Genomic DNA, 17,301 nt, shown 5'->3' with positions numbered 1-17,301 from the left:
CCTCGCCTGCTTTTTTGCGGAACCCGAGTCCTGATTATTCCGCGGGCAGATCGCCATCCACGATCGGATGGGAGGTTTCAAACCCAAAACCCTTCGGCGCCATCAGCATCAGGACGATCACTATGGCGATAGAGGCAATAATCGTGGCCGTTCCGGCAATATCCTTCAAGGCCCTGTCCTTCAATTTTAAACTCTCGAAAGAAACGTTTCCTGCTGGATGAGGTTCCGTTTTGCGGAAACAACGCCGACGGTCCGCCTTCTATTGAGCTGGCGGCTGCGCCGGCACTTCGCCCGGCTTGATCACCGGTGTCTTGCCTTCATCAGGCGCCGGCGCGGCCATGCCCTGATCGCCGGTGGCTGGCGGCTTCAGCACCCCGCCACAATCGTTGAGCTTTTCGGTCAGATTGCCGCCGCCGGACTGCTGCTTGCCGCCTTGATCCGTCTGTATCCGGCATTTGTCGGCCTGCTGTGCCGGGTTCTGCTGCGTCTGGGCCGCTGCCGGCACGGCCAGGGCCAGCACCAGCGACGCAATAGTGAGAGGTTTCATCTCGGCCTCCTTTTGCTTGCACGGCCGCCCGGGGCGGCCTTCCCTTCGCAGGGACAACGCCCGACTGCGCAAAAGGTTGGCTGGATCTAGCCGCGCGGCCGTTTGGCGGGTGCCGAAGCGGCTTTCTTCTCTCCGCCAAGGCCGACCCGTGGTTGAAGCCGATGCAGAAGCCCCGCGACGACCAGGACGATCAGCGTGGCAAACCCGGCCACCTGCCACAGGCCGAGACCACAGGCGACGCCGATCGCGCCGGCAAGCCACATGCCGGCCCCTGTCGTCAGCCCATGAACTTCTCCGCGCGAAAACAGGATCGAGCCGGAAGCGCGGAAAGCGACGCCGGCGGTGACCGCCTCGATCTCGTTCGGCTGCAATGAGCGGGCCTGGCTCTTGCCTATCTCGCCAGTCTGTTTCCTCAGTGCCTGATCAGCGAGATTGCTCTGCGTCGTCCTGGAACGGGACATCTGGCGGATCGGTTCTTTGCGGGCACGCCTCGTAGCGGTGCTCGCGGCTGCCGCAGAAGGAACAGCACATGGCTTCGCGGCCTTCGTTTCCCGGCCACCATTGCGGTGTTTCGTAAGGTTTCCTGCTGTCCATGCCCAGCAATGCGCGACGCGTGATTTGGTTGCGCGGCGGCCTCGCGCCACCTCTCGCCATGCCCCTGTCGTGGAACCGGCGGACAGCCAATGGGTTTTGTGGGACAATGCATGCTGCGTCAAAACAAAGAGAAACCGTCATGTCCGCTCGCCTTCTTATCCTGTCGATAACCCTCGGCACCGTGCTCGCGGCGACCGGGCTGGCCGAGGCCCGGCCCGACAGCCGCGGCATGAGCTGCGCCGAGATCCGGGCCATGATCCAGAGCCGTCGCGCCGTGGTGCTGACCACCGGCCCGAACACCTATGACCGCTATGTCAGGCAGTTCGGCAATGAATGTGACTGGCCGGAAGTGCCGATGTCGGCCTATATCCCGGCGCGCGATGGGCACTGCCCGGTCTACCGCTGCGAAGAGCCGGTCAACAACTTCCCGAATTAAGGGGCCGCCGCACCGGCACCCATCGATTTGAAAGCCCGCGCTCTCGGCCAGAGTTGCGCGGGCCGATCGGAGGCCCGATCTTCGGCAGGCGATGGAGGGCACCACCTGCCGCCAGGCACAAACTTTTAGAGACGGCTAATGTTCCATCAAGCTGGCGGCCCAACACGACAACGTTGCGGCTACATTAGCCTTCATGCATATTATAACTGCCGGGGGGCTCTCCATTTCCCGGCATGGCCCGGCTGCTCTCTCCCCCGAAGGAATGCGCGGCCGGGCCGCCTGGTGGTGGAAGGCCTTCCGCGTTCGCACCATATCCGCCCAAATTCAGTCTGGTATTGATCCTCCACGCAGCGGCCCTATGTCGTGCCGATCAACTTCCGTTCTTGGCTGGAGAAGGCAGGACCAAGGTCTTGCGCCTTGCTTGCTAAGGTCCGGCGTTACCGCTTTGGTTCCGGTAACATTCGTTGGACGTTCCGGTATTTTAGCCAATGCGCACATAGGGTTATGACGTTACGTCACTTCCATATCAGAGCAAGAAACGCTGCGAAGAGCCGCTCGGCAATTTCCCGAATTGACGGCACGCCGTGCCGGCTCCATAACCGTCCCCACTTCTCCCGCTTCGTCTAATGGTAGGACAGCGCCCTTTGAAGGCGTGAATCGTGGTTCGAGCCCATGAGCGGGAACCAAATAAAATCAAGACCTTAGTTGGAAAGCGGCGGGAAATGTCGAATATCAGTCTAATAAACGTTGGCGAACGGCAGAGAATTTGACGGTCATGCAAGACTACATCTACGATAGCGAGTCAGGCGTGCACGTAGCCTCAATTGTAGATGGAATGTCTACCAGGCGACTGATGGCCAATTAATCGCACTTAGAGACGGCAACATGTACGCGCCGAACGGTAAGTCCATCGGTGGCTTACAAGGCTTGGGATCGGCAACCACCGGGCAAGCGCTACCATCTGAGTTCAAAGCTCGATTGACGAAATAATTACCCGCCGCCTCACGGTGGCGGGCCAAAGTTTCTAGAGGAAGACGATACGAAGCGCCCCGAGATCATCACCACCACGCTCGCTGACGAGTAGGTCGCGGAACTCAATCGCCTGCTGTGCTGCCTTGGTGCGCTTGTCGAGATCATCGAACGTGACGAGCCTGGCCTTACGCTACCCTTCGCGTGGGTAGCAGCCTGGCTTTCGGCTTCTATTTGTCAGCGGTGAAAAAGACAGCGTGCCCGCGTGATCGATGGGCCGGAACGAATCCGCCTGCGAGGTGTTAACAACCCATGGACACCATGGAACACGCCAACGAGCGCTTCAAACGAACCGAGCTTGCGATAGAACAGTCGGAAGAAATGGTGGCCGAGAATGTCGCGCGGCGCGCCAGGCTGAGCACGCAGCGATGTCTCGTCGAGGCCACACACAGCTTGGTGGAGATCAATCCCGCCATCCGCAATCAAAGACTTCGGACTGGTTGAACCCGGTCGGCGATCATCTATCGGAACGGATCGTGTCGATGATGGAGCTTCAAAATGGGTCTGGCAACTTCCGCGGTGATGGTTCTGCTTTCTTGCAACCCTGGCGCCCCGTCCGTCTGCAAGCCGATCGACATGGCTCCCGCCATTTTTGCATCGCTTGACGAATGCCATCTGGCATTGGCTGACAGGCTCGCGGGCGCCCCCAACGGGGAACTGGTCGGGCGGTGCCGTTCGGTCGACCGGTCCGCAACAGGCTCACTGCCTGCCGGCTATAGGACGGTTGTCGTCACACGCGGCAAAGGGGCTGATGCCGTGAGCAGTCGGTACATCGTCCTGCACAAAGATTGAAGCCCGCCACAGTAGGGCGACACGTACCGGTGGTGGCTGGTGAAGCTCTGCTTCGAGAATGAAATCGATGCCTGCGAGGCCTTGCCCCCTGATGGCCCGCCGAGAAAACCCCAACGAAATCTCGGCGAGCCGGCCGCCCAGGTACAAGGGACAATAGAACGACCAACTGAGTTACGAGTCCGTCATCCACAAAGTTGCGGGAAATCGTCAAGCCGCCCAAACCACGGCAAGACCCGACGATCCATCGAATAAACGCCCGCGAATTTGCCTGAACTGATTCGCGGGCAGCAGCTTCCGAGTCCTAAGCCTAGCTTCCGCGATCACACCATAGGCTAAGGCGGTCATGTGGTTCACAGTACAACCACAAGCGGTCGATTCCTCAGGGATGTAGCCACTTAGAAAGCCCGCCGCAGGTCGCTCCTGTGGCGGGCTTTTCCTATGGGGACCAAGGTCTTGGTGCCCTCCTACAAAGGTCTGACGTAACCGCTTTGGTTCCGGTATCGTCCATTGGACGTTCCGCTATTTTATCCAATTGGAATATAGGGTGATCAGGCTTTGCGGGCGGGCAGAGACCCGCCGCCCCATTCACGGCGGCGGCGGGCGCCCCTAGGGATCGCGGGACTTGCCGGGGCGTTGGAACCCCTGCCGCAAAATCAACTTTCAGCGCCGCCTGATGTTCCGGCGCTCATTCTTGGCGGGCGTTTCAACGCTTCTCTGGCTTCGGCGTGATCTCATCGACCCGCACCTTGTCGCCGATCTCTTTCGCCAGCGCCAAGGCCTTGGTTTTGTCCTTTGTGGTCAAGACCGTACGCCAGGTGGGCTTTTCAAAGACGCTCACGACGTAGGTTGTGGCCGGCTTTTCAGTCATCGGCGGCCCTCCCTCCTTCGTCTGCATGCTTCATATATATTAGCATACTTGCATATAATTGTCAGCCAGCCGCCCAGGCCGGCCGGGCACGGCCCACTCCTTGTCCAACCAGCTTCTTGTGCCGGGCCGCCGCCCCTTTGCACGAACTTTGAAGGCGGCAAACGTGGTCGAGCCTATGCGCAGGAGCAGCCCTCCTGCGGGCATTCCCGGGGGCTTTGAACCGGTCTTCCTGAAACCATTTCATCGACCCTGCGTTGACCATCGGGGCATGGCCAGACACAGGAGATATTCATGACCGTCAACTGCCGCATATCCATCGACAACCGGCCGGACGCCACCGACGCCATTTTCCAGGCGGTGCCGCGGATCGGGGAAAGCGTTTTGCTGTCGGTCGACGGCAGTCCGCAGGATCTCCGGGTCTCACGTGTCGTGCATGTCCCCGACGGCACGTTGGAAGGCGCCGCCATCATCGTCGAGGTGACGACCAACATCCTCTAGTCGAAATCTAGATGCCGAAGCCCAGCGCGGAGGTGCCGTCCTCGGCGTCGACGCCGGCTTGCGGCACGATGATCGATGCCAGCGGCGCGCTGAGGCGCCAGCTGAGATGGCCGGGCGAGCGCTCCAGTTCGGCCGAGCCGCCCAGCGACTGCGGCGCCACACGCTGCAGGACGACGGTGCCGAACCCCTTGCGCACGCTGTCGTCGCTGCTTTCGCTGGGGCGCGGCGTGGATGTCTCGGTCCAGAGCAGCTGGAACTCCCGCCCGCCCGAAACACCGGAGCCCTGGGCACCGGTGCCCTGAGCGCCGGACTCGATTGTCCAGGTGATCTCGACCCGGCCGTCTTCGCTGCCCAGCGCGCCATATTTGGACGAGTTGGTGCCAAGCTCATGGAAAGCCATGCCGAGATTCTGCACCGCATTCGACTGCAGCGTCAGCACCGGGCCGGAGAGCAGGATCTGCTCGTCGCGGCCGAACGGCTTCAGATGTTCCTGGATCAGGTCGAACAGGCTGGCGCCGGCCCACTCCGAGGTGACAAGCAGATCGTGCGAGCGCGACAGCGCCATGATGCGGGCACGGATCAGTTCCTCGAATTCGCGCGGATCGCTCGAGCGCTTGCTCGTCTCCCTGACCATCGACAGGATGACGGCGAACTGGTTCTTGACGCGATGGTTGACCTCCCGCATCAAGAGCCTGATGCGGCGCTCGCTCTCCTTGGCGGCGGAAATATCGCGGGCGATCTTCGAGGCGCCGACGATCTCGCCCTGGGCGTTCTTGATCGGCGAAACCGTCAGCGAGACGGAAATGAGCGTTCCGTCCTTGCGCTTTCGTGTCGTCTCATAGCTCGCCACGCGATGACCACCGCGGACCCTGCTGATGATCTCGGTCTCCTCGCTCTTGAGGTGATCGGGGATGAGCATGAGGATGGACTGGCCCACCGCCTCCTCGGCGCTGTAGCCGAACATGCGTTCGGCCGCCAGGTTCCAGCTGGTGATGATGCTGGTCAAATCCTTGCTGATGATGGCGTCGAAAGAGGAATCGACGATGGCCGCGAGGCGTGCGTCGGCGGTCGCGGTCTGTTGCGGGTTGCTTGGTGCTATGTCAGCTGTCGCCGGCACGATGTCGCTCATTTGCATGAGGTAGCGCGCAAGCGGATCAAGGCAATCTTTCCCGGACGCAATTCGCACAGGCCGCGTGTCACGGCCAGCGCGGGCTTCACTCCGAAGGCCGATCGTTCGTCTTGCCTTCACCGTCAGGCAGCACACCGAACTCCTGCGACTTGACGCCCTGCTCGGCCATCAGGAACCCATCCGAGGCCAGGCCGCGCCGCAACAGCTCCCGGACCGCGGCCGAGCGGCTTGGCATGCGCTTTTCGAAGCGCCAGTTTTCAAGGGCCGCCAACTCATCGGCGGTAAGCATGATCTGCAGTCGCTCCGGGCGTTCCAGTTCAGCCATGTGCGCGCTCCTCGCTCAGGACTAAAAATACAGTGAGTTAGTATCTAGCTCATTCGGCTTATAATTATGGTAGTGCTCATCAGACGTCAAGACCGGCCAGTGAGCGCTCCACACATCAAACTCATGATGCGCATCAGACGCCGGATGCACATTCCTGTAACTATCCTAACTAATTGATTTTATTTTGATATTTAGAAAATCTAACTTGCCAGGTCGACGCCTGGGGCGCATGCTTCAAGCTGGACAGAAAACCGTTCCCTTTGGAGGTTTCGATGCGGTACGAATACTCCACGCGCCTGCGCGACGACGTCCATTCAGCGGTCGAAATGGCATTCAAGACGGCAGGCATCGTCAACATCTCGGCGACGGCCGAGCAGATCAGGGTCAGGAATCTGGCCGAGAACGTCGCCCTCGAGGACATTGAATACCTGGTGCTGCAGGCTGCCCAACTGCTTGGCGCGGCAATCGAATTCGACGCCTTGGGCAATGGCTTGGCACTGTCTGGAAACGGCGTTGTCGATGGTGAAGAACCAGCGATCAGCCCCCTCGTTTTTTCGCAGCCGGCCGCGATCCAATAGTCAAAAAGCAGTGCCGTCAGGCGGGCATTGTCCTGCCAACCGGCTCAAGCGGCGCTAGACCCAAACCAAGGTGGGGGTCTAGCCAAACAGCCTTGCTCCCAGGGTGAACGCACCGACAAGGGCTGCAGCGACCACACCCAAGGCTGTCCACAGTTGGGCGGGTTTCAGAGCACCCACTATCTCTGCGACAGTCATGTTGGACGGATCGAGCTCGACCTGCCCGACCGCAGCAGCCTGCACATTTTGCTGTTTAACCTTCAGGCGACCTCGCCAGCTTTCAAGGACACCGGTGAATTCCAGGGACCCGAACGATGCCGGCTCGACACTCAGATACTGCACGTACCAATCGTAACCTTTTTCAAGCAGCCCATCGACTCGTAGCCGATCATCGACAAGGACGAGCAAAGGCAGCCCACGGCTATATGCCATTGCGGCTTCGATTTGATTCCACGCGGTGGGAAAACTAACCGCTGAAAGAGTTTTCTCCTGAGTCGAACCCGGGCGCTCAATGCCTTCCACGAAGCGAAAGCGTTCGAGAGCGACCACGACAGCCCCTGCGCTGCGGTCCATCAACTCGGTAACGGCACGCAACGGCGCATCTGCGCTGAAAGTATTGCGTCCAATCGAGCAAGGGGTAAGCCCAACCGCGCGCAGTCGTGCTTCGAGTGCTTCGACAAAAGCTTCCTGCTTTGGACTTAAGCCCGTCCCGACGCTGACGAAGACGTCCATTCTCTGCCCCCCAGCAGGCAATTCATCATGTCAGACATTTATTCTTGAGAGAATAGCTGAATCTGAATCGGAGCAAAGCTGGGTTACCTTCGAAACCCTTGACTCAGCATCCCATCAGATATCAGCCGCAGCCTCGTGCGCGGGCAGGCCGCATGCCCTCCGTGGATCAGGCGGCGCCGCACGTCTGTGTGAATTGAACAAGTGCTCTATATAGTCTTGGCAAAACCCCCACCGGAGCACCGCGGCCATGACCCTCGCCACACGCAAACTCGGCAGCCAGGGACTGCAGGTCTCGGCCATTGGTCTTGGCTGCATGGGCATGAGCCAGTCCTACGGCCCGGCCGACGACGCCGAATCCATCGCCACGCTGCACCGCGCCATCGAGCTTGGCTGTACCTTCCTCGATACGGCGGAAGTCTATGGTCCGTACACCAACGAGGGACTGCTCGGCCGGGCGCTGAAGGGCAAGCGCGACCAGGTGACGATCGCCACCAAATTCGGCTTCCGCATCGAAAACGACAAGCAGGCCGGGGTCGACAGCCGGCCGCAACACATCCGCGAGGTCGTGGAAGCCTCGCTCGGCCGGCTCGCCACCGACCATATCGACCTGCTCTACCAGCATCGCGTCGACCCTGATGTGCCGATGGAGGATGTCGCCGGCGCGGTCGGCAGGCTTGTCGCCGAGGGCAAGGTGCGCTTCTTCGGTCTGTCGGAGGCAGGTGCCGCCAACATAAGCCGGGCGCATGCCGTCTTTCCGGTCTCAGCCGTGCAGAGCGAATATTCGCTGTGGGAGCGCAATCTGGAGCCCGAGATCATCCCGCTGCTCCAAAAACTCGGCATCGGCCTGGTGCCGTTCTCGCCGCTGGGCCGCGGCTTTCTCACGGGCGACGTCAAGCGCGCCGAGGATTATCCCGAGAGCGACTACCGCCGCAACGACCCGCGCTATCAGGGCGAAAACTACGACGCCAATGTCGAGGCTGCCGCCAAGGTGCGCGACATCGCGGTGGCCAAAGGCGTCAAGCCCGGCCAGATCGCGCTGGCCTGGCTGCTCGGCAAAGGCAGCGATTTCGCCGTCGACATCGTGCCGATCCCCGGCACCAAGCGGCGAAAATATCTGGAGGAGAACATCGCCGCCGCAGCGCTGAAACTCGACGCCGCCGAAATGGCCGCGCTGGACGAAGCGCTGGCGCCGGGAAAATCGCTGGCCCACGCTATGGTGAGCGTGGAATGGCGATGGTGGATCGGTAGCGCTCAGGTTCGTTCCATTCATCGGAACGGGCGATGCGCGCCGAGAGCGAGCATTTGCCGCAAAGCTCTCGACGTCTCGATCTGGGCCGGAGAACGAACCCGCTGCGCGGGAGGGCGCCTGCGATTGAGGTAGAGGGCACAGGCCGGGCGTCGCGCCTGCATTGAGCGTCGTCCGGCGGGGCAGAGCATGACGGGCTTCTTCAACAAGGAGCCTGACCATGCAGCACCCCGTTCTCGATGGACCCGTCAGCCTGCTGCGCCGGCGGCTGATCGACGACATGAACATGCGGCGCTTCTCACGCGAGACGCAGCGCAACTATCTCCGCGACATCGGACGCCTGGCGACATTCCTCGGGCGCTCACCAGACACCGCTACCGCCGACGACCTGCGCCGGTTCCAGATCGAGCAGCAGGAGGACGGCGTTCCCGTGCCAACGATGAACAGCATCGTGTCGGCGCTGCGCTTCTTCTTCACCCACACGCTCGACCGCCCGGACCTGGCGCGCAGGCTTGTCCGGCTGGCGCATCCGCGCAACCTGCCCGTGGTGCTCAGCCGCGACGAGGTGGCCCGGCTGCTCAACGCCACCACGTGTCTCAAGCACCAGGCCGCATTGTCAGTCGCCTATGGCGCGGGCCTGCGGGTCGCCGAGGTGTCGATGCTGAAGGTTGCCGACGTCGACAGCGAGCGCATGCTGCTGCGCGTCGAGCGTGGCAAGGGCGGGCGCTATCGCAACGCCATGCTCTCGGAGGACCTGCTCACGCTTCTGCGGGAGTGGTGGAAGGTCGGACGTCAGCAGGGCGTGATGCACCGCGACGGCTGGCTGTTCCCCGGACAGCATGCGATGAAGCCGATCAGCACGCGGCAGCTCTATCGCATAGTCGTCGAGGCGGCCCAGGCCGCCGACATCGCCAAGCGGGTCGGGCCGCACACGCTGCGCCACAGCTTCGCCACCCACCTGCTGGAGGACGGCACCGACATCCGGATCATCCAGGTCCTGCTCGGGCATGCCAAGCTCAACAACACCGCCCTTTACGCGAAGGTGGCGACCCGGACGGTGCGTGCCGTGACGAGCCCGCTCGACAAACTGGGGCTGTTCAAGCCGGGAGAGGTCTCGCCCGACATCTGAGCCGTGCGCGCCTCGATCGAGGTCGCGGACATCTTCCGTGCTGCCGGACCCGCTTACCGGGCCGCCCATGCAGGTCACCTGAGCCTCGCCCAGCTCAAGGTCATGTCGGCGATCGAGTATTGCCGCACCGCAGCCCTTGGCGGTCACGTCGAGGCTTGCGAGGACTGCGGCCAATGGCGGATCGCCTACAACTCCTGCCGCAACCGGCACTGCCCGAAGTGCCAGGGCGCGATGGCACGGACATGGTTGGCCGAGCGCGAGGCCGACCTGCTGCCGGTCGGCTACTTCCATGTCGTGTTCACGCTGCCCGCCGAGGTCGCCGACATCGCGTACCAGAACAAGGCGCTCGTCTACGACCTGCTGTTCAAGGCGGCAGCGGAGACGATGCTGACTATCGCCGCCGACCCAAGACACCTCGGCGGGCGCATCGGTATCACCGCGGTGCTCCACACCTGGGGATCGGCGATGACGCACCATCCGCACCTGCACATGATCGTGCCGGGCGGCGGCATCGCGCCGGACGGAAGCCGCTGGATATCTTCTCGGTCGGCCTTCCTGCTTCCGGTGCGCGTACTCGGCAAGCTGTTCCGACGGCTCTTCCTCACCCGGCTGGTCGCGCTACACGACGCAGGACGGCTCGCCTTCTTCGGATCGATGGCGCACCTGTCCGCGCGGCAGGCATTCGTGCGGCACCTGTCGCCGGTCCGCAAGAAGCGCTGGGTGGTGTACGCCAAGGCGCCGTTCGCCGGGCCGGAGGCGGTGCTCGCCTATCTGTCCCGCTATACCCACCGGGTTGCGATCTCGAACCGCCGCCTCATCCGGTTCGATGAGGCAGGGGTCACGTTCCGCTACAAGGACTATCGTCGTGACGGCACCGATCGGCAGCAGGTCATGACGCTCGCCACCGACGAGTTCATCCGCCGATTCCTGCTCCACATCCTGCCACGTGGCTTCCACCGCATCCGGCACTACGGCCTGCTCGCCGGCTCCGCTCGCAAGACCAGCCTCGCACGCGCCCGCGAACTGCTGAACGTCGTTGCGCCGTCGGAGGACGACAACTCGGTAGAACCGACTGATTTCCGTCCGCCATGCCGGTGCTGCGGCGGAAGCATGATCATCATCGAGACGTTCGAACGGTGGCGACAGCCGCGCGGACCGCCGGACACCACGGCGACGAACCGGGAGAACTCTCCATGACCCGGCATGGCATGCTCCAGCCTTCAGCCGCAGGCACTCAGCCTCCGGCAACGGACCCACGCGTGTCCATGGTCATTATCGACGCCGAACGGGTCGCGTCCGGCCGCGCGACGAGCCGACAATACCGCGTGACTGAAAGGCGAAACGGTCCGTCCGCATCAAACCCGCCACTTCCCAGCGGCGGTCGCGCCATCGCCGACACCAGCCGAAAATCGAAATCCCCATAACCATCGCCTGTGGCCCGCGGGTTCCTTCCTCGGGGACTTTCGTACGCCTGCCGGCGCCCGAAACTCTTCACGGTAGCAGCCCGGCAGCCTGTGGCTGCCGAGAAGTGATAGCGGACGTTCAACCCGCAGAGGCTACTCGGAACCGTATGGCGCTGTTTCATCGCTGCGCGAACAGCATTCGCAGGCCGCGTTGAGCGCTTGCCCTGGTCCAGCTTCCCATCGCAAGAGCAACCCCGGACTTGTGCTACTCGCCAAGAACCATGTGCAAGAGGTGGACCGTGCTTCGTGCATTGGTTTTCTTGAGAAGATTAGCCCTGTGGAACTCGACCGTTCGCGGGGCAATTCCCAAGGATCGTGCAATCTCCTTGCTCGAATAACCCCTGACGATTTGGGCGAGTACGATACGCTCGCGGGCAGTGAAAGCGGCGGGGCCAGTGTCCGCCAGGATATCCAGTGCGCCATTCAGCTTCCTGATTTCCTGCTTGGCGGCCTGGAGCTCCGGCGTCTCTAGAAATTCCCATTCCCCCTTTCGCCGGGTGATGGTGAATTGATGTGCACGCGCGACATCAAGCAAATCCACGGCCCTGCTTTTCGACAGGGAATAAGTGCACAACACGAGCATCTTCTGACCCGCCAGTGAGCGGTCGAGTTCATGCTCATATTGGCAAAACTCCTTCCAGTGGCTGGTCCCGATCCAGAATGCGTTACCGCTGATTCTGATCCCGGCATAGCCTCTTTCCAATGCCGCGCGCAGCTTCTCATGCCAGCCGCCGGTGATGCGCTGTATGTCGAACTCGCCGCCCGGAAGGTACCAGTCCGTAGCAGGGATCAACTCCATCTGACCGCCCATCAGGCGTGCATCGATGTCGGGGATGGATTGCCGGAGTGCATCCTTCGCCGTCTCTGCGTCGATCGGATCGGAGACCGCCCAGATGCAGAATTCGTTGTCCTCCAGGCCGGCCGCGAAATAGGAAGCGTTTATGGCAAGCAGGTCCTGTTCCGCTTCGTAGAAGACGCAGATATGTGTGCCCCAGGACATCTCGCCCATGACGCGGATGCCGGACTTGCGGGTCGCGTGGACAGGCTCATCGTTCATGTCGATGCCGCTTTCCGGATGCACGAGTACCTCACTGAACCACTAAATCAGTCGCGGCCGACGGCGGCCCACGCTACGTCGACCATTCCGTTACGGAACCTGTTGATCGTGCCAGTAGAATGTGCGCGATAGCTGGCCATTTATGGGGGCGTGCATCTCCGGAGACTATCAGCCGTGGCCCCAACATGACAGAGATTTTCAAGGCCGGGTTCGGCGGTCTGATCCGCACTACCGCGGCCGCCAATCCGCGCCGCTCAAGCGTGCCGGAAGCGATCGCGGCCCGGTTGCCCGATCTATCGAGGGATGGTGTGGCCATCAGCGATCTGCGTGAAAGGGGTATGGCGCTCGTCTACGTCAACAGCGCTTTCCAGGATATCACCGGCTATTCTAGTGACGAACTGATAGGGAGAAACTGCCGCTTCCTGCAAGGCAGCGATCGCCTTCAACCCGAAATCCAGTCCATGCGCGACGCAATCGCCCGGCGTGCGGATGTTGCCGTTACGCTGAAGAACTACCGCAAGGATGGTAGCTGGTTCTGGAACGAACTCCGTCTCGCGGCCATGAGCATCGCTGGTGGCGAGCCGACGCACTATATCGGACTGATCCGGGACGTGACGGCGAGCAGGGCCGCTGCCGCTCAAATTGCCCAGAGCACCCGCGCCGACATGCTGACCGGTGTGCTCAACAGATATGCCTTCGTCGAGGACGTAGACATCCTGCTGCGTACCGGGGAGCGGCCGATCCTGCTTGTCAAGATCGACATGGCTCGTTTCCATGACATCAACGAAGGTTACGGATATGATGTTGGCGACCAGGTGCTGATGCAGATTGCCCGACGCCTGACCAACACTGGCGCGGCACTGGTCTGCCGCACGGGATCCAAAGAGTTTGCGCTCGCCCAGCCGCTTAGGCATGCCGACGAGGCTCAAGCGACAATTGAAATGATCCGGCAGTCCCTGGCGCCTCGGTATCTCGTTGCCGGCGCAACGATCAGGATACGTTTCGCGATGGGCTATGTCGTTGGCAACCAAACGATGGACGCCATGACGCTGGTTCGTCGTGCCGGTGCCGCTTTGCATCGGTCGAAGTCGTCCGCGTTCCTTGATGTTTGCGCATTCAGCTCCGAGGACGATAGGCGCGCCCGAAACCGACTGCGAATGACCAGCGAAATGCAGCAGGCACTGGAACATGACGAGTTCGATTTTCACTACCAGCCGCAGGTTGACCTTTCCACGGGAACTATTGTCGGTGCTGAAGCCCTATTGCGATGGCACCATGGCCTGTTTGGGATTCAGTCGCCGGACAAGTTCGTGGGCCATGCCGAAGACACGGGTCTCATCCTCGACATTGGCGCCCGTGGTCTTCGCACCGTCGCGGACTTTGCCGCGCGCGTGAACAGGGACCGGCAAGTGCCCATAGTCTTCTCGTTCAATGTTTCGCCGCTTGAGTTCAAGCTTCGTGACATGCCGAAATTTGTCTCCGACGTGCTCACGGCCAGCGGCGCTGATGCTGCATGGATCAAGCTAGAGCTCACCGAGAGCTTGATGGTCGAGAGTTCCGCGGAAATGCTGTCGATCATGAGACATCTGCGCGAACTGGGCGTCGGCCTATCCATCGACGATTTCGGTACCGGTTACGCCAATCTGCGCTATCTCGAAGATTTCCCCCTCACAGAAATCAAGATCGATCGCGGTTTTGTCAAAGGGCTAGCACAAAGCCGATCCAAGCGGGTCATCATTGAGTCGATCATCAGGATTTCCAGAGAACTCGGCTTTCATGTCGTCGCCGAGGGGATAGAGACAGAGGTGGAACGCACGCTGTTGCGCGACATGGATTGCGATTTCGGGCAAGGATTTCTATTCGGTCGACCGGTCAATGCTGCTGGATTTGAATCGCTGGTTTAAGGGCTCGCGCGTCGAAGCGGCCGCCAAGGTGCGCGACATCGCAACGGCCAAAGGCGTCAAGCCCGGCCAGATCGCGCTGGCCTGGCTGCTCGGCAAGGGCAGCGATTTCGCCGTCGACATCGTGCCGATCCCCGGCACCAAGCGGCGAAAATATCTGGAGGAGAACATCGCCGCCGCATCGCTGAAACTCGACGCCACCGAAATGGCCGCGCTGGACGAAGCGCTCGCGCCAGGAAAAATCGCCGGCCCGCGTTATGGTGAGCGCGGCATGCCTATGGTGGATCGGTAGGCGACCAGGGCATCAACTCGATCCATCATGGCTTGAGCAGGATCGCTCCGGCCGACTTGCCGCCTTCCAGGGCAGCATGTGCAGCAGCTGCATCGGACAGGGGAAAGACCTTCCAGGTCGCGGGCTTGATGACGCCGGCTTTCACTGCTCCGAAGACCGCATCGGCGCGCTGGCGGTACTCAACAAGGTCGGTAGCATGCGCGCCGAGCCCGGGGCGGGTCAGGAACAACGAGCCCTTGGCGTTCAGCATGCCTACCGCGACGGGCTCAGGCGAACCACTGGACGCGCCGAACGAGACCATCAGGCCACGCGGGCGCAGGCTGTCCAGCGAGGCCGCGAAGGTCAACTTGCCGATCCCATCATAGACCACATGCGCCTTCTGCCCGTCGGTGAGCCTTGCGACCTCGGCTGGGAGATCGCAGGCCCCCCAGATGAGGACCGCATCACAGCCGAGGGCCTGCGCCCGTGCCACGCTGGCCTCCTTCGAGACCACGCCGATGACGAAGGCGCCCAGCGACTTCGCCCAGGGAACCATGATCTGGCCCAAGGCGCCCGCCGCTCCGTAGAGCAGGACGGCCGTGCCGGGACCGACGGCATAAGTGCTGTGCAGCAGATAATGGGCTGTGACGCCCTTGAACAGGATCGCTGCGGCATCGTCGGCGCTCAGTCCGTCAGGCAGGCGGACGAGACGTTCGGCCGGATAGAGACGGCCGCTGGCATATCCGCCGATCGGTCCGAGAATATAGGCGACGCGATCTCCGACCGCGACGTTGGCGACGTCGGGTCCGATATCGGCAACGCGACCGGCCGCTTCCAGACCCAGACCGCTCGGCAGCGGGATCGGCACGGAGCCGTTGCGTTGGGTCACGTCAAGGACGTTGACGCCGATCGCCTCCTGTTCGATCCAGACCTCGCCCTGAGCGGGTCGCGTCTCCGTAATGGGCTCAACCATTAAAACATCCGGGCCCCCGGTCTGCTTCAGGCGGATTGCGATACTCATCATCGACTCCTTTTCAACTCTTGTTCGATCCAGGACTGGCTTCGCGCGGACCGCCGACTTCGCAAGCCGAGAAGGGGCACGATGAGTGGATCCCCGAGTGCGCACCCAACATTAAGATACTCCTGGGTGCAGCCGTCTCGGGGTTACACGCCTAGATGTCCGGGTGCAGGTTGCGGACCGGGCTCACGCCCTCCAGCAGCGAAGCCACGTGCAGGATCGTGGACTCCGCCTGCCACTTGCCGACGATCTGCACATTGATCGGCAGCCCTTCCTTGCTCGTGCCGAATCGCATCGCGACACCGGGCAACCCGGTGACGTTGAGCGGCACGGTCGCGCCCTGGAGGTAGGTGGCATCCACGGTCTGGCCGTCGATGATGAACTCCTCGACGCCATGCTTGTGGGCCGGGATCGGCAGCACATGCGTGATCAGCGCGTCGTAGCGCGAGAAGTAGTCGGCATAGCCGTCGCGCAGCCGCTCGGCCGCCTGCTCGGCGTCGATATAGTCTTTCATCGACGTGTCGAGCAGCGAGAGCATGGTCTTGGACATCTTGTACATTTCGTTCTCGTGGCCGGCTGTCACCTCCGCGAACGCGGGCTTCATCTCCATCACATGCAGGCGGTTGAACACGTCGAGGGCGAAATCGCGCTCCAGCGCCGGGATACCCACCTGCTCGACGAAGACGCCGATGTCCTTCAGCGCCTCGGCCGCGGCCTTGACGGTCGCCGTCACCACGGGGTCGACTGGCCCGAAGCCGGGACCGACCATCCAGCCCACCCGCAGCTGGCGGTAGGGCTGGCGGCCGATGCCGGCATCGAACTCGACGGTACTCGTGGCAAATCCGTCCTGGCCGTCTGACCCGACCAACTGCGAGAAGGCGAGCGCGAGGTCGCGAACTGAGTGGGCCATCGGCCCGACATGCCAGAAGCGACGCGGCACGCGCGGCCAGATGCCGGTCATGGGCACACGGCCATGCGTCGCCTTGAGTGATGAGATACCGGTTTGTGCCGCCGGGCCGCGTATGGAGATGGCGAGATCGGTGCCGAGACCGATCGGCGACATGCCCGCCGCGATCGCCGCCGATTCACCGCCGCTCGAACCGCCCGGAGTGCGGGTCACGTCCCAAGGGTTGTTCGACCGGCCGGTGAGCAGGTTGTCGCTCTCGATCCAGTAGGAGAATTCGGGAAGGTTGGTCTTCGCCAGCAGGATGCCGCCCGCCTTTTTCATGCGCGCGACGCTGGTCGCGTCGGCGTCGGGAACGCGCGCCTTGAAGATCGGCGAGCCGCGCTGGGTCGCGACATCAGCCGTATCGATCGAGTCTTTCACCGTGAACGGGACACCGTGCAGTGGGCCGAGTTCATCGCCCGCCAACACCGCTGCCTCCGCCGCCTTTGCGGCTTTGAGCGCACCGTCCGCGAGTGTGACGATCGCGTTGATCTTTGGGTTCACCGCCGCAATGCGATCCAGATGCGCCTGCACGACCTCGACCGGCGAGACCTCCTTGGTGCGGATCAGTTCGGCCAGCTTGGTTGCGTCTGAAAAAATGATCTCTTTTGTCACGCCTGCATCTCCTGGTTGTATGGTTGTTGCAGCCAAGACTACCTGCCACTTGGTAGGGCGAAGATGGGCCTTTAGTTCCTCAATCAAGAGTTCCTCAATCAAGGCCCTATCTATCACTTGGTAGGTAGTC

General features: G+C 62.0%; 17 protein-coding genes, 1 tRNA gene and 2 pseudogenes. 10 read left to right on the top strand and 10 right to left on the bottom strand.

Annotated features, from left to right (window positions below; translation table 11 throughout):
- Positions 1 to 34: 34 nt before the first annotated feature.
- From AC0V7N_RS18515 to AC0V7N_RS18505, 3 genes are all read right to left on the bottom strand, one after another.
- Complete coding sequence (locus AC0V7N_RS18515; RefSeq protein ID WP_280175430.1) at positions 35 to 169, bottom strand: hypothetical protein; 135 nt, start codon at positions 167 to 169, stop codon at positions 35 to 37.
- 90 nt (positions 170 to 259) lie between these two features.
- Entirely contained in the window at positions 260 to 547 is a 288-nt protein-coding gene (locus AC0V7N_RS18510; RefSeq protein WP_475449919.1) for a hypothetical protein, read from the bottom strand.
- A gap of 86 nt (positions 548 to 633) precedes the next feature.
- Complete coding sequence (locus tag AC0V7N_RS18505) at positions 634 to 1,008, bottom strand: MgtC/SapB family protein (protein WP_475449918.1); 375 nt, start codon at positions 1,006 to 1,008, stop codon at positions 634 to 636.
- A gap of 272 nt (positions 1,009 to 1,280) precedes the next feature.
- On the opposite strand from AC0V7N_RS18505, the gene AC0V7N_RS18500 reads away from it, so the two are divergent.
- The 3 genes from AC0V7N_RS18500 to AC0V7N_RS18490 all read left to right on the top strand — a co-directional run bounded on the left by AC0V7N_RS18500 (position 1,281) and on the right by AC0V7N_RS18490 (position 3,050).
- Positions 1,281 to 1,577 carry a hypothetical protein gene (locus tag AC0V7N_RS18500; RefSeq protein WP_475449917.1) on the top strand — a complete coding sequence of 99 codons (297 nt, stop codon included), beginning with the start codon at positions 1,281 to 1,283 and terminating at the stop codon, positions 1,575 to 1,577.
- 612 nt (positions 1,578 to 2,189) lie between these two features.
- Positions 2,190 to 2,263, top strand: a tRNA-Gln gene (locus AC0V7N_RS18495).
- Between the two features lie 595 nt (positions 2,264 to 2,858).
- Positions 2,859 to 3,050, top strand: coding sequence for a hypothetical protein (locus AC0V7N_RS18490; RefSeq protein ID WP_475449915.1), 192 nt, complete (start codon positions 2,859 to 2,861; stop codon positions 3,048 to 3,050).
- 1,051 nt (positions 3,051 to 4,101) lie between these two features.
- Here the strand turns inward: AC0V7N_RS18490 and AC0V7N_RS18485 are convergent.
- On the bottom strand, positions 4,102 to 4,266 hold the full coding sequence (locus AC0V7N_RS18485) for a hypothetical protein (protein WP_475449914.1): 165 nt from the start codon (positions 4,264 to 4,266) through the stop codon (positions 4,102 to 4,104).
- Positions 4,267 to 4,557: 291 nt separating this feature from the next.
- Between AC0V7N_RS18485 and AC0V7N_RS18480 the strand changes: the two genes are divergently transcribed.
- Positions 4,558 to 4,764 (top strand): hypothetical protein, encoded by a 207-nt coding sequence (locus tag AC0V7N_RS18480; RefSeq protein ID WP_475449913.1) that lies wholly within the window; start codon positions 4,558 to 4,560, stop codon positions 4,762 to 4,764.
- Positions 4,765 to 4,771: 7 nt separating this feature from the next.
- Here the strand turns inward: AC0V7N_RS18480 and AC0V7N_RS18475 are convergent, their stop codons facing one another.
- Positions 4,772 to 5,899, bottom strand: a complete 1,128-nt coding sequence (locus AC0V7N_RS18475; protein WP_496627180.1) for a PAS domain S-box protein — start codon at positions 5,897 to 5,899, stop codon at positions 4,772 to 4,774.
- Between the two features lie 79 nt (positions 5,900 to 5,978).
- A complete protein-coding gene (locus AC0V7N_RS18470; protein ID WP_475449911.1) occupies positions 5,979 to 6,218 on the bottom strand; it encodes a hypothetical protein in 240 nt (79 codons plus the stop codon).
- A 272-nt stretch (positions 6,219 to 6,490) separates the two neighbouring features.
- Between AC0V7N_RS18470 and AC0V7N_RS18465 the strand changes: the two genes are divergently transcribed.
- Positions 6,491 to 6,796, top strand: coding sequence for a hypothetical protein (locus AC0V7N_RS18465; RefSeq protein ID WP_496627179.1), 306 nt, complete (start codon positions 6,491 to 6,493; stop codon positions 6,794 to 6,796).
- 78 nt (positions 6,797 to 6,874) lie between these two features.
- Here the strand turns inward: AC0V7N_RS18465 and AC0V7N_RS18460 are convergent, their stop codons facing one another.
- Positions 6,875 to 7,525, bottom strand: a complete 651-nt coding sequence (locus tag AC0V7N_RS18460; protein ID WP_475460126.1) for a hypothetical protein — start codon at positions 7,523 to 7,525, stop codon at positions 6,875 to 6,877.
- Positions 7,526 to 7,772: 247 nt separating this feature from the next.
- Here AC0V7N_RS18460 and AC0V7N_RS18455 point away from each other — a divergent pair.
- From AC0V7N_RS18455 to AC0V7N_RS18445, 3 genes and pseudogenes are all read left to right on the top strand, one after another.
- Positions 7,773 to 8,773: pseudogene (locus AC0V7N_RS18455) on the top strand (aldo/keto reductase).
- 218 nt (positions 8,774 to 8,991) lie between these two features.
- On the top strand, positions 8,992 to 9,900 hold the full coding sequence (locus tag AC0V7N_RS18450; protein WP_475454997.1) for a tyrosine-type recombinase/integrase: 909 nt from the start codon (positions 8,992 to 8,994) through the stop codon (positions 9,898 to 9,900).
- Positions 9,901 to 9,903: 3 nt separating this feature from the next.
- Positions 9,904 to 11,097 carry an IS91 family transposase gene (locus tag AC0V7N_RS18445; RefSeq protein WP_475453809.1) on the top strand — a complete coding sequence of 398 codons (1,194 nt, stop codon included), beginning with the start codon at positions 9,904 to 9,906 and terminating at the stop codon, positions 11,095 to 11,097.
- Positions 11,098 to 11,568: 471 nt separating this feature from the next.
- On the opposite strand, the gene AC0V7N_RS18440 is transcribed toward AC0V7N_RS18445, so the two are convergent.
- A complete protein-coding gene (locus AC0V7N_RS18440; RefSeq protein ID WP_475460121.1) occupies positions 11,569 to 12,444 on the bottom strand; it encodes an MEDS domain-containing protein in 876 nt (291 codons plus the stop codon).
- 161 nt (positions 12,445 to 12,605) lie between these two features.
- Between AC0V7N_RS18440 and AC0V7N_RS18435 the strand changes: the two genes are divergently transcribed.
- Both AC0V7N_RS18435 and AC0V7N_RS18430 read left to right on the top strand, forming a co-directional pair.
- The gene (locus AC0V7N_RS18435; RefSeq protein WP_475460119.1) at positions 12,606 to 14,324 is read left to right on the top strand and encodes a putative bifunctional diguanylate cyclase/phosphodiesterase; all 1,719 of its coding nucleotides are present in this window, start codon (positions 12,606 to 12,608) and stop codon (positions 14,322 to 14,324) included.
- 4 nt (positions 14,325 to 14,328) lie between these two features.
- Positions 14,329 to 14,613: pseudogene (locus tag AC0V7N_RS18430) on the top strand (aldo/keto reductase); the annotation flags it as partial.
- 25 nt (positions 14,614 to 14,638) lie between these two features.
- On the opposite strand, the gene AC0V7N_RS18425 reads toward AC0V7N_RS18430, so the two are convergent.
- The gene (locus AC0V7N_RS18425) at positions 14,639 to 15,565 is read right to left on the bottom strand and encodes a quinone oxidoreductase family protein (protein ID WP_475460116.1); all 927 of its coding nucleotides are present in this window, start codon (positions 15,563 to 15,565) and stop codon (positions 14,639 to 14,641) included.
- Between the two features lie 199 nt (positions 15,566 to 15,764).
- The gene (locus AC0V7N_RS18420; RefSeq protein WP_475460114.1) at positions 15,765 to 17,171 is read right to left on the bottom strand and encodes an amidase; all 1,407 of its coding nucleotides are present in this window, start codon (positions 17,169 to 17,171) and stop codon (positions 15,765 to 15,767) included.
- Positions 17,172 to 17,301: the final 130 nt, after the last annotated feature.

This window comes from Mesorhizobium kamtschaticum, assembly GCF_056174585.1.
The sequence above is the reverse complement of the archived record's forward strand: the minus strand, read 5'-3'. Positions and strand labels throughout refer to the sequence as shown.

Bases quoted from the DNA above. Each gene is read 5' to 3' on its own strand.
- AC0V7N_RS18510 (WP_475449919.1), bottom strand. From the start codon at position 547: ATGAAACCTCTCACTATTGCGTCGCTGGTGCTGGCCCTGGCCGTGCCG.
- AC0V7N_RS18505 (WP_475449918.1), bottom strand. From the start codon at position 1,008: ATGTCCCGTTCCAGGACGACGCAGAGCAATCTCGCTGATCAGGCACTG.
- AC0V7N_RS18500 (WP_475449917.1), top strand. From the start codon at position 1,281: ATGTCCGCTCGCCTTCTTATCCTGTCGATAACCCTCGGCACCGTGCTC.
- AC0V7N_RS18490 (WP_475449915.1), top strand. From the start codon at position 2,859: ATGGACACCATGGAACACGCCAACGAGCGCTTCAAACGAACCGAGCTT.
- AC0V7N_RS18485 (WP_475449914.1), bottom strand. From the start codon at position 4,266: ATGACTGAAAAGCCGGCCACAACCTACGTCGTGAGCGTCTTTGAAAAG.
- AC0V7N_RS18480 (WP_475449913.1), top strand. From the start codon at position 4,558: ATGACCGTCAACTGCCGCATATCCATCGACAACCGGCCGGACGCCACC.
- AC0V7N_RS18475 (WP_496627180.1), bottom strand. From the start codon at position 5,899: ATGCAAATGAGCGACATCGTGCCGGCGACAGCTGACATAGCACCAAGC.
- AC0V7N_RS18470 (WP_475449911.1), bottom strand. From the start codon at position 6,218: ATGGCTGAACTGGAACGCCCGGAGCGACTGCAGATCATGCTTACCGCC.
- AC0V7N_RS18465 (WP_496627179.1), top strand. From the start codon at position 6,491: ATGCGGTACGAATACTCCACGCGCCTGCGCGACGACGTCCATTCAGCG.
- AC0V7N_RS18460 (WP_475460126.1), bottom strand. From the start codon at position 7,525: ATGGACGTCTTCGTCAGCGTCGGGACGGGCTTAAGTCCAAAGCAGGAA.
- AC0V7N_RS18450 (WP_475454997.1), top strand. From the start codon at position 8,992: ATGCAGCACCCCGTTCTCGATGGACCCGTCAGCCTGCTGCGCCGGCGG.
- AC0V7N_RS18435 (WP_475460119.1), top strand. From the start codon at position 12,606: ATGACAGAGATTTTCAAGGCCGGGTTCGGCGGTCTGATCCGCACTACC.
- AC0V7N_RS18425 (WP_475460116.1), bottom strand. From the start codon at position 15,565: ATGGTTGAGCCCATTACGGAGACGCGACCCGCTCAGGGCGAGGTCTGG.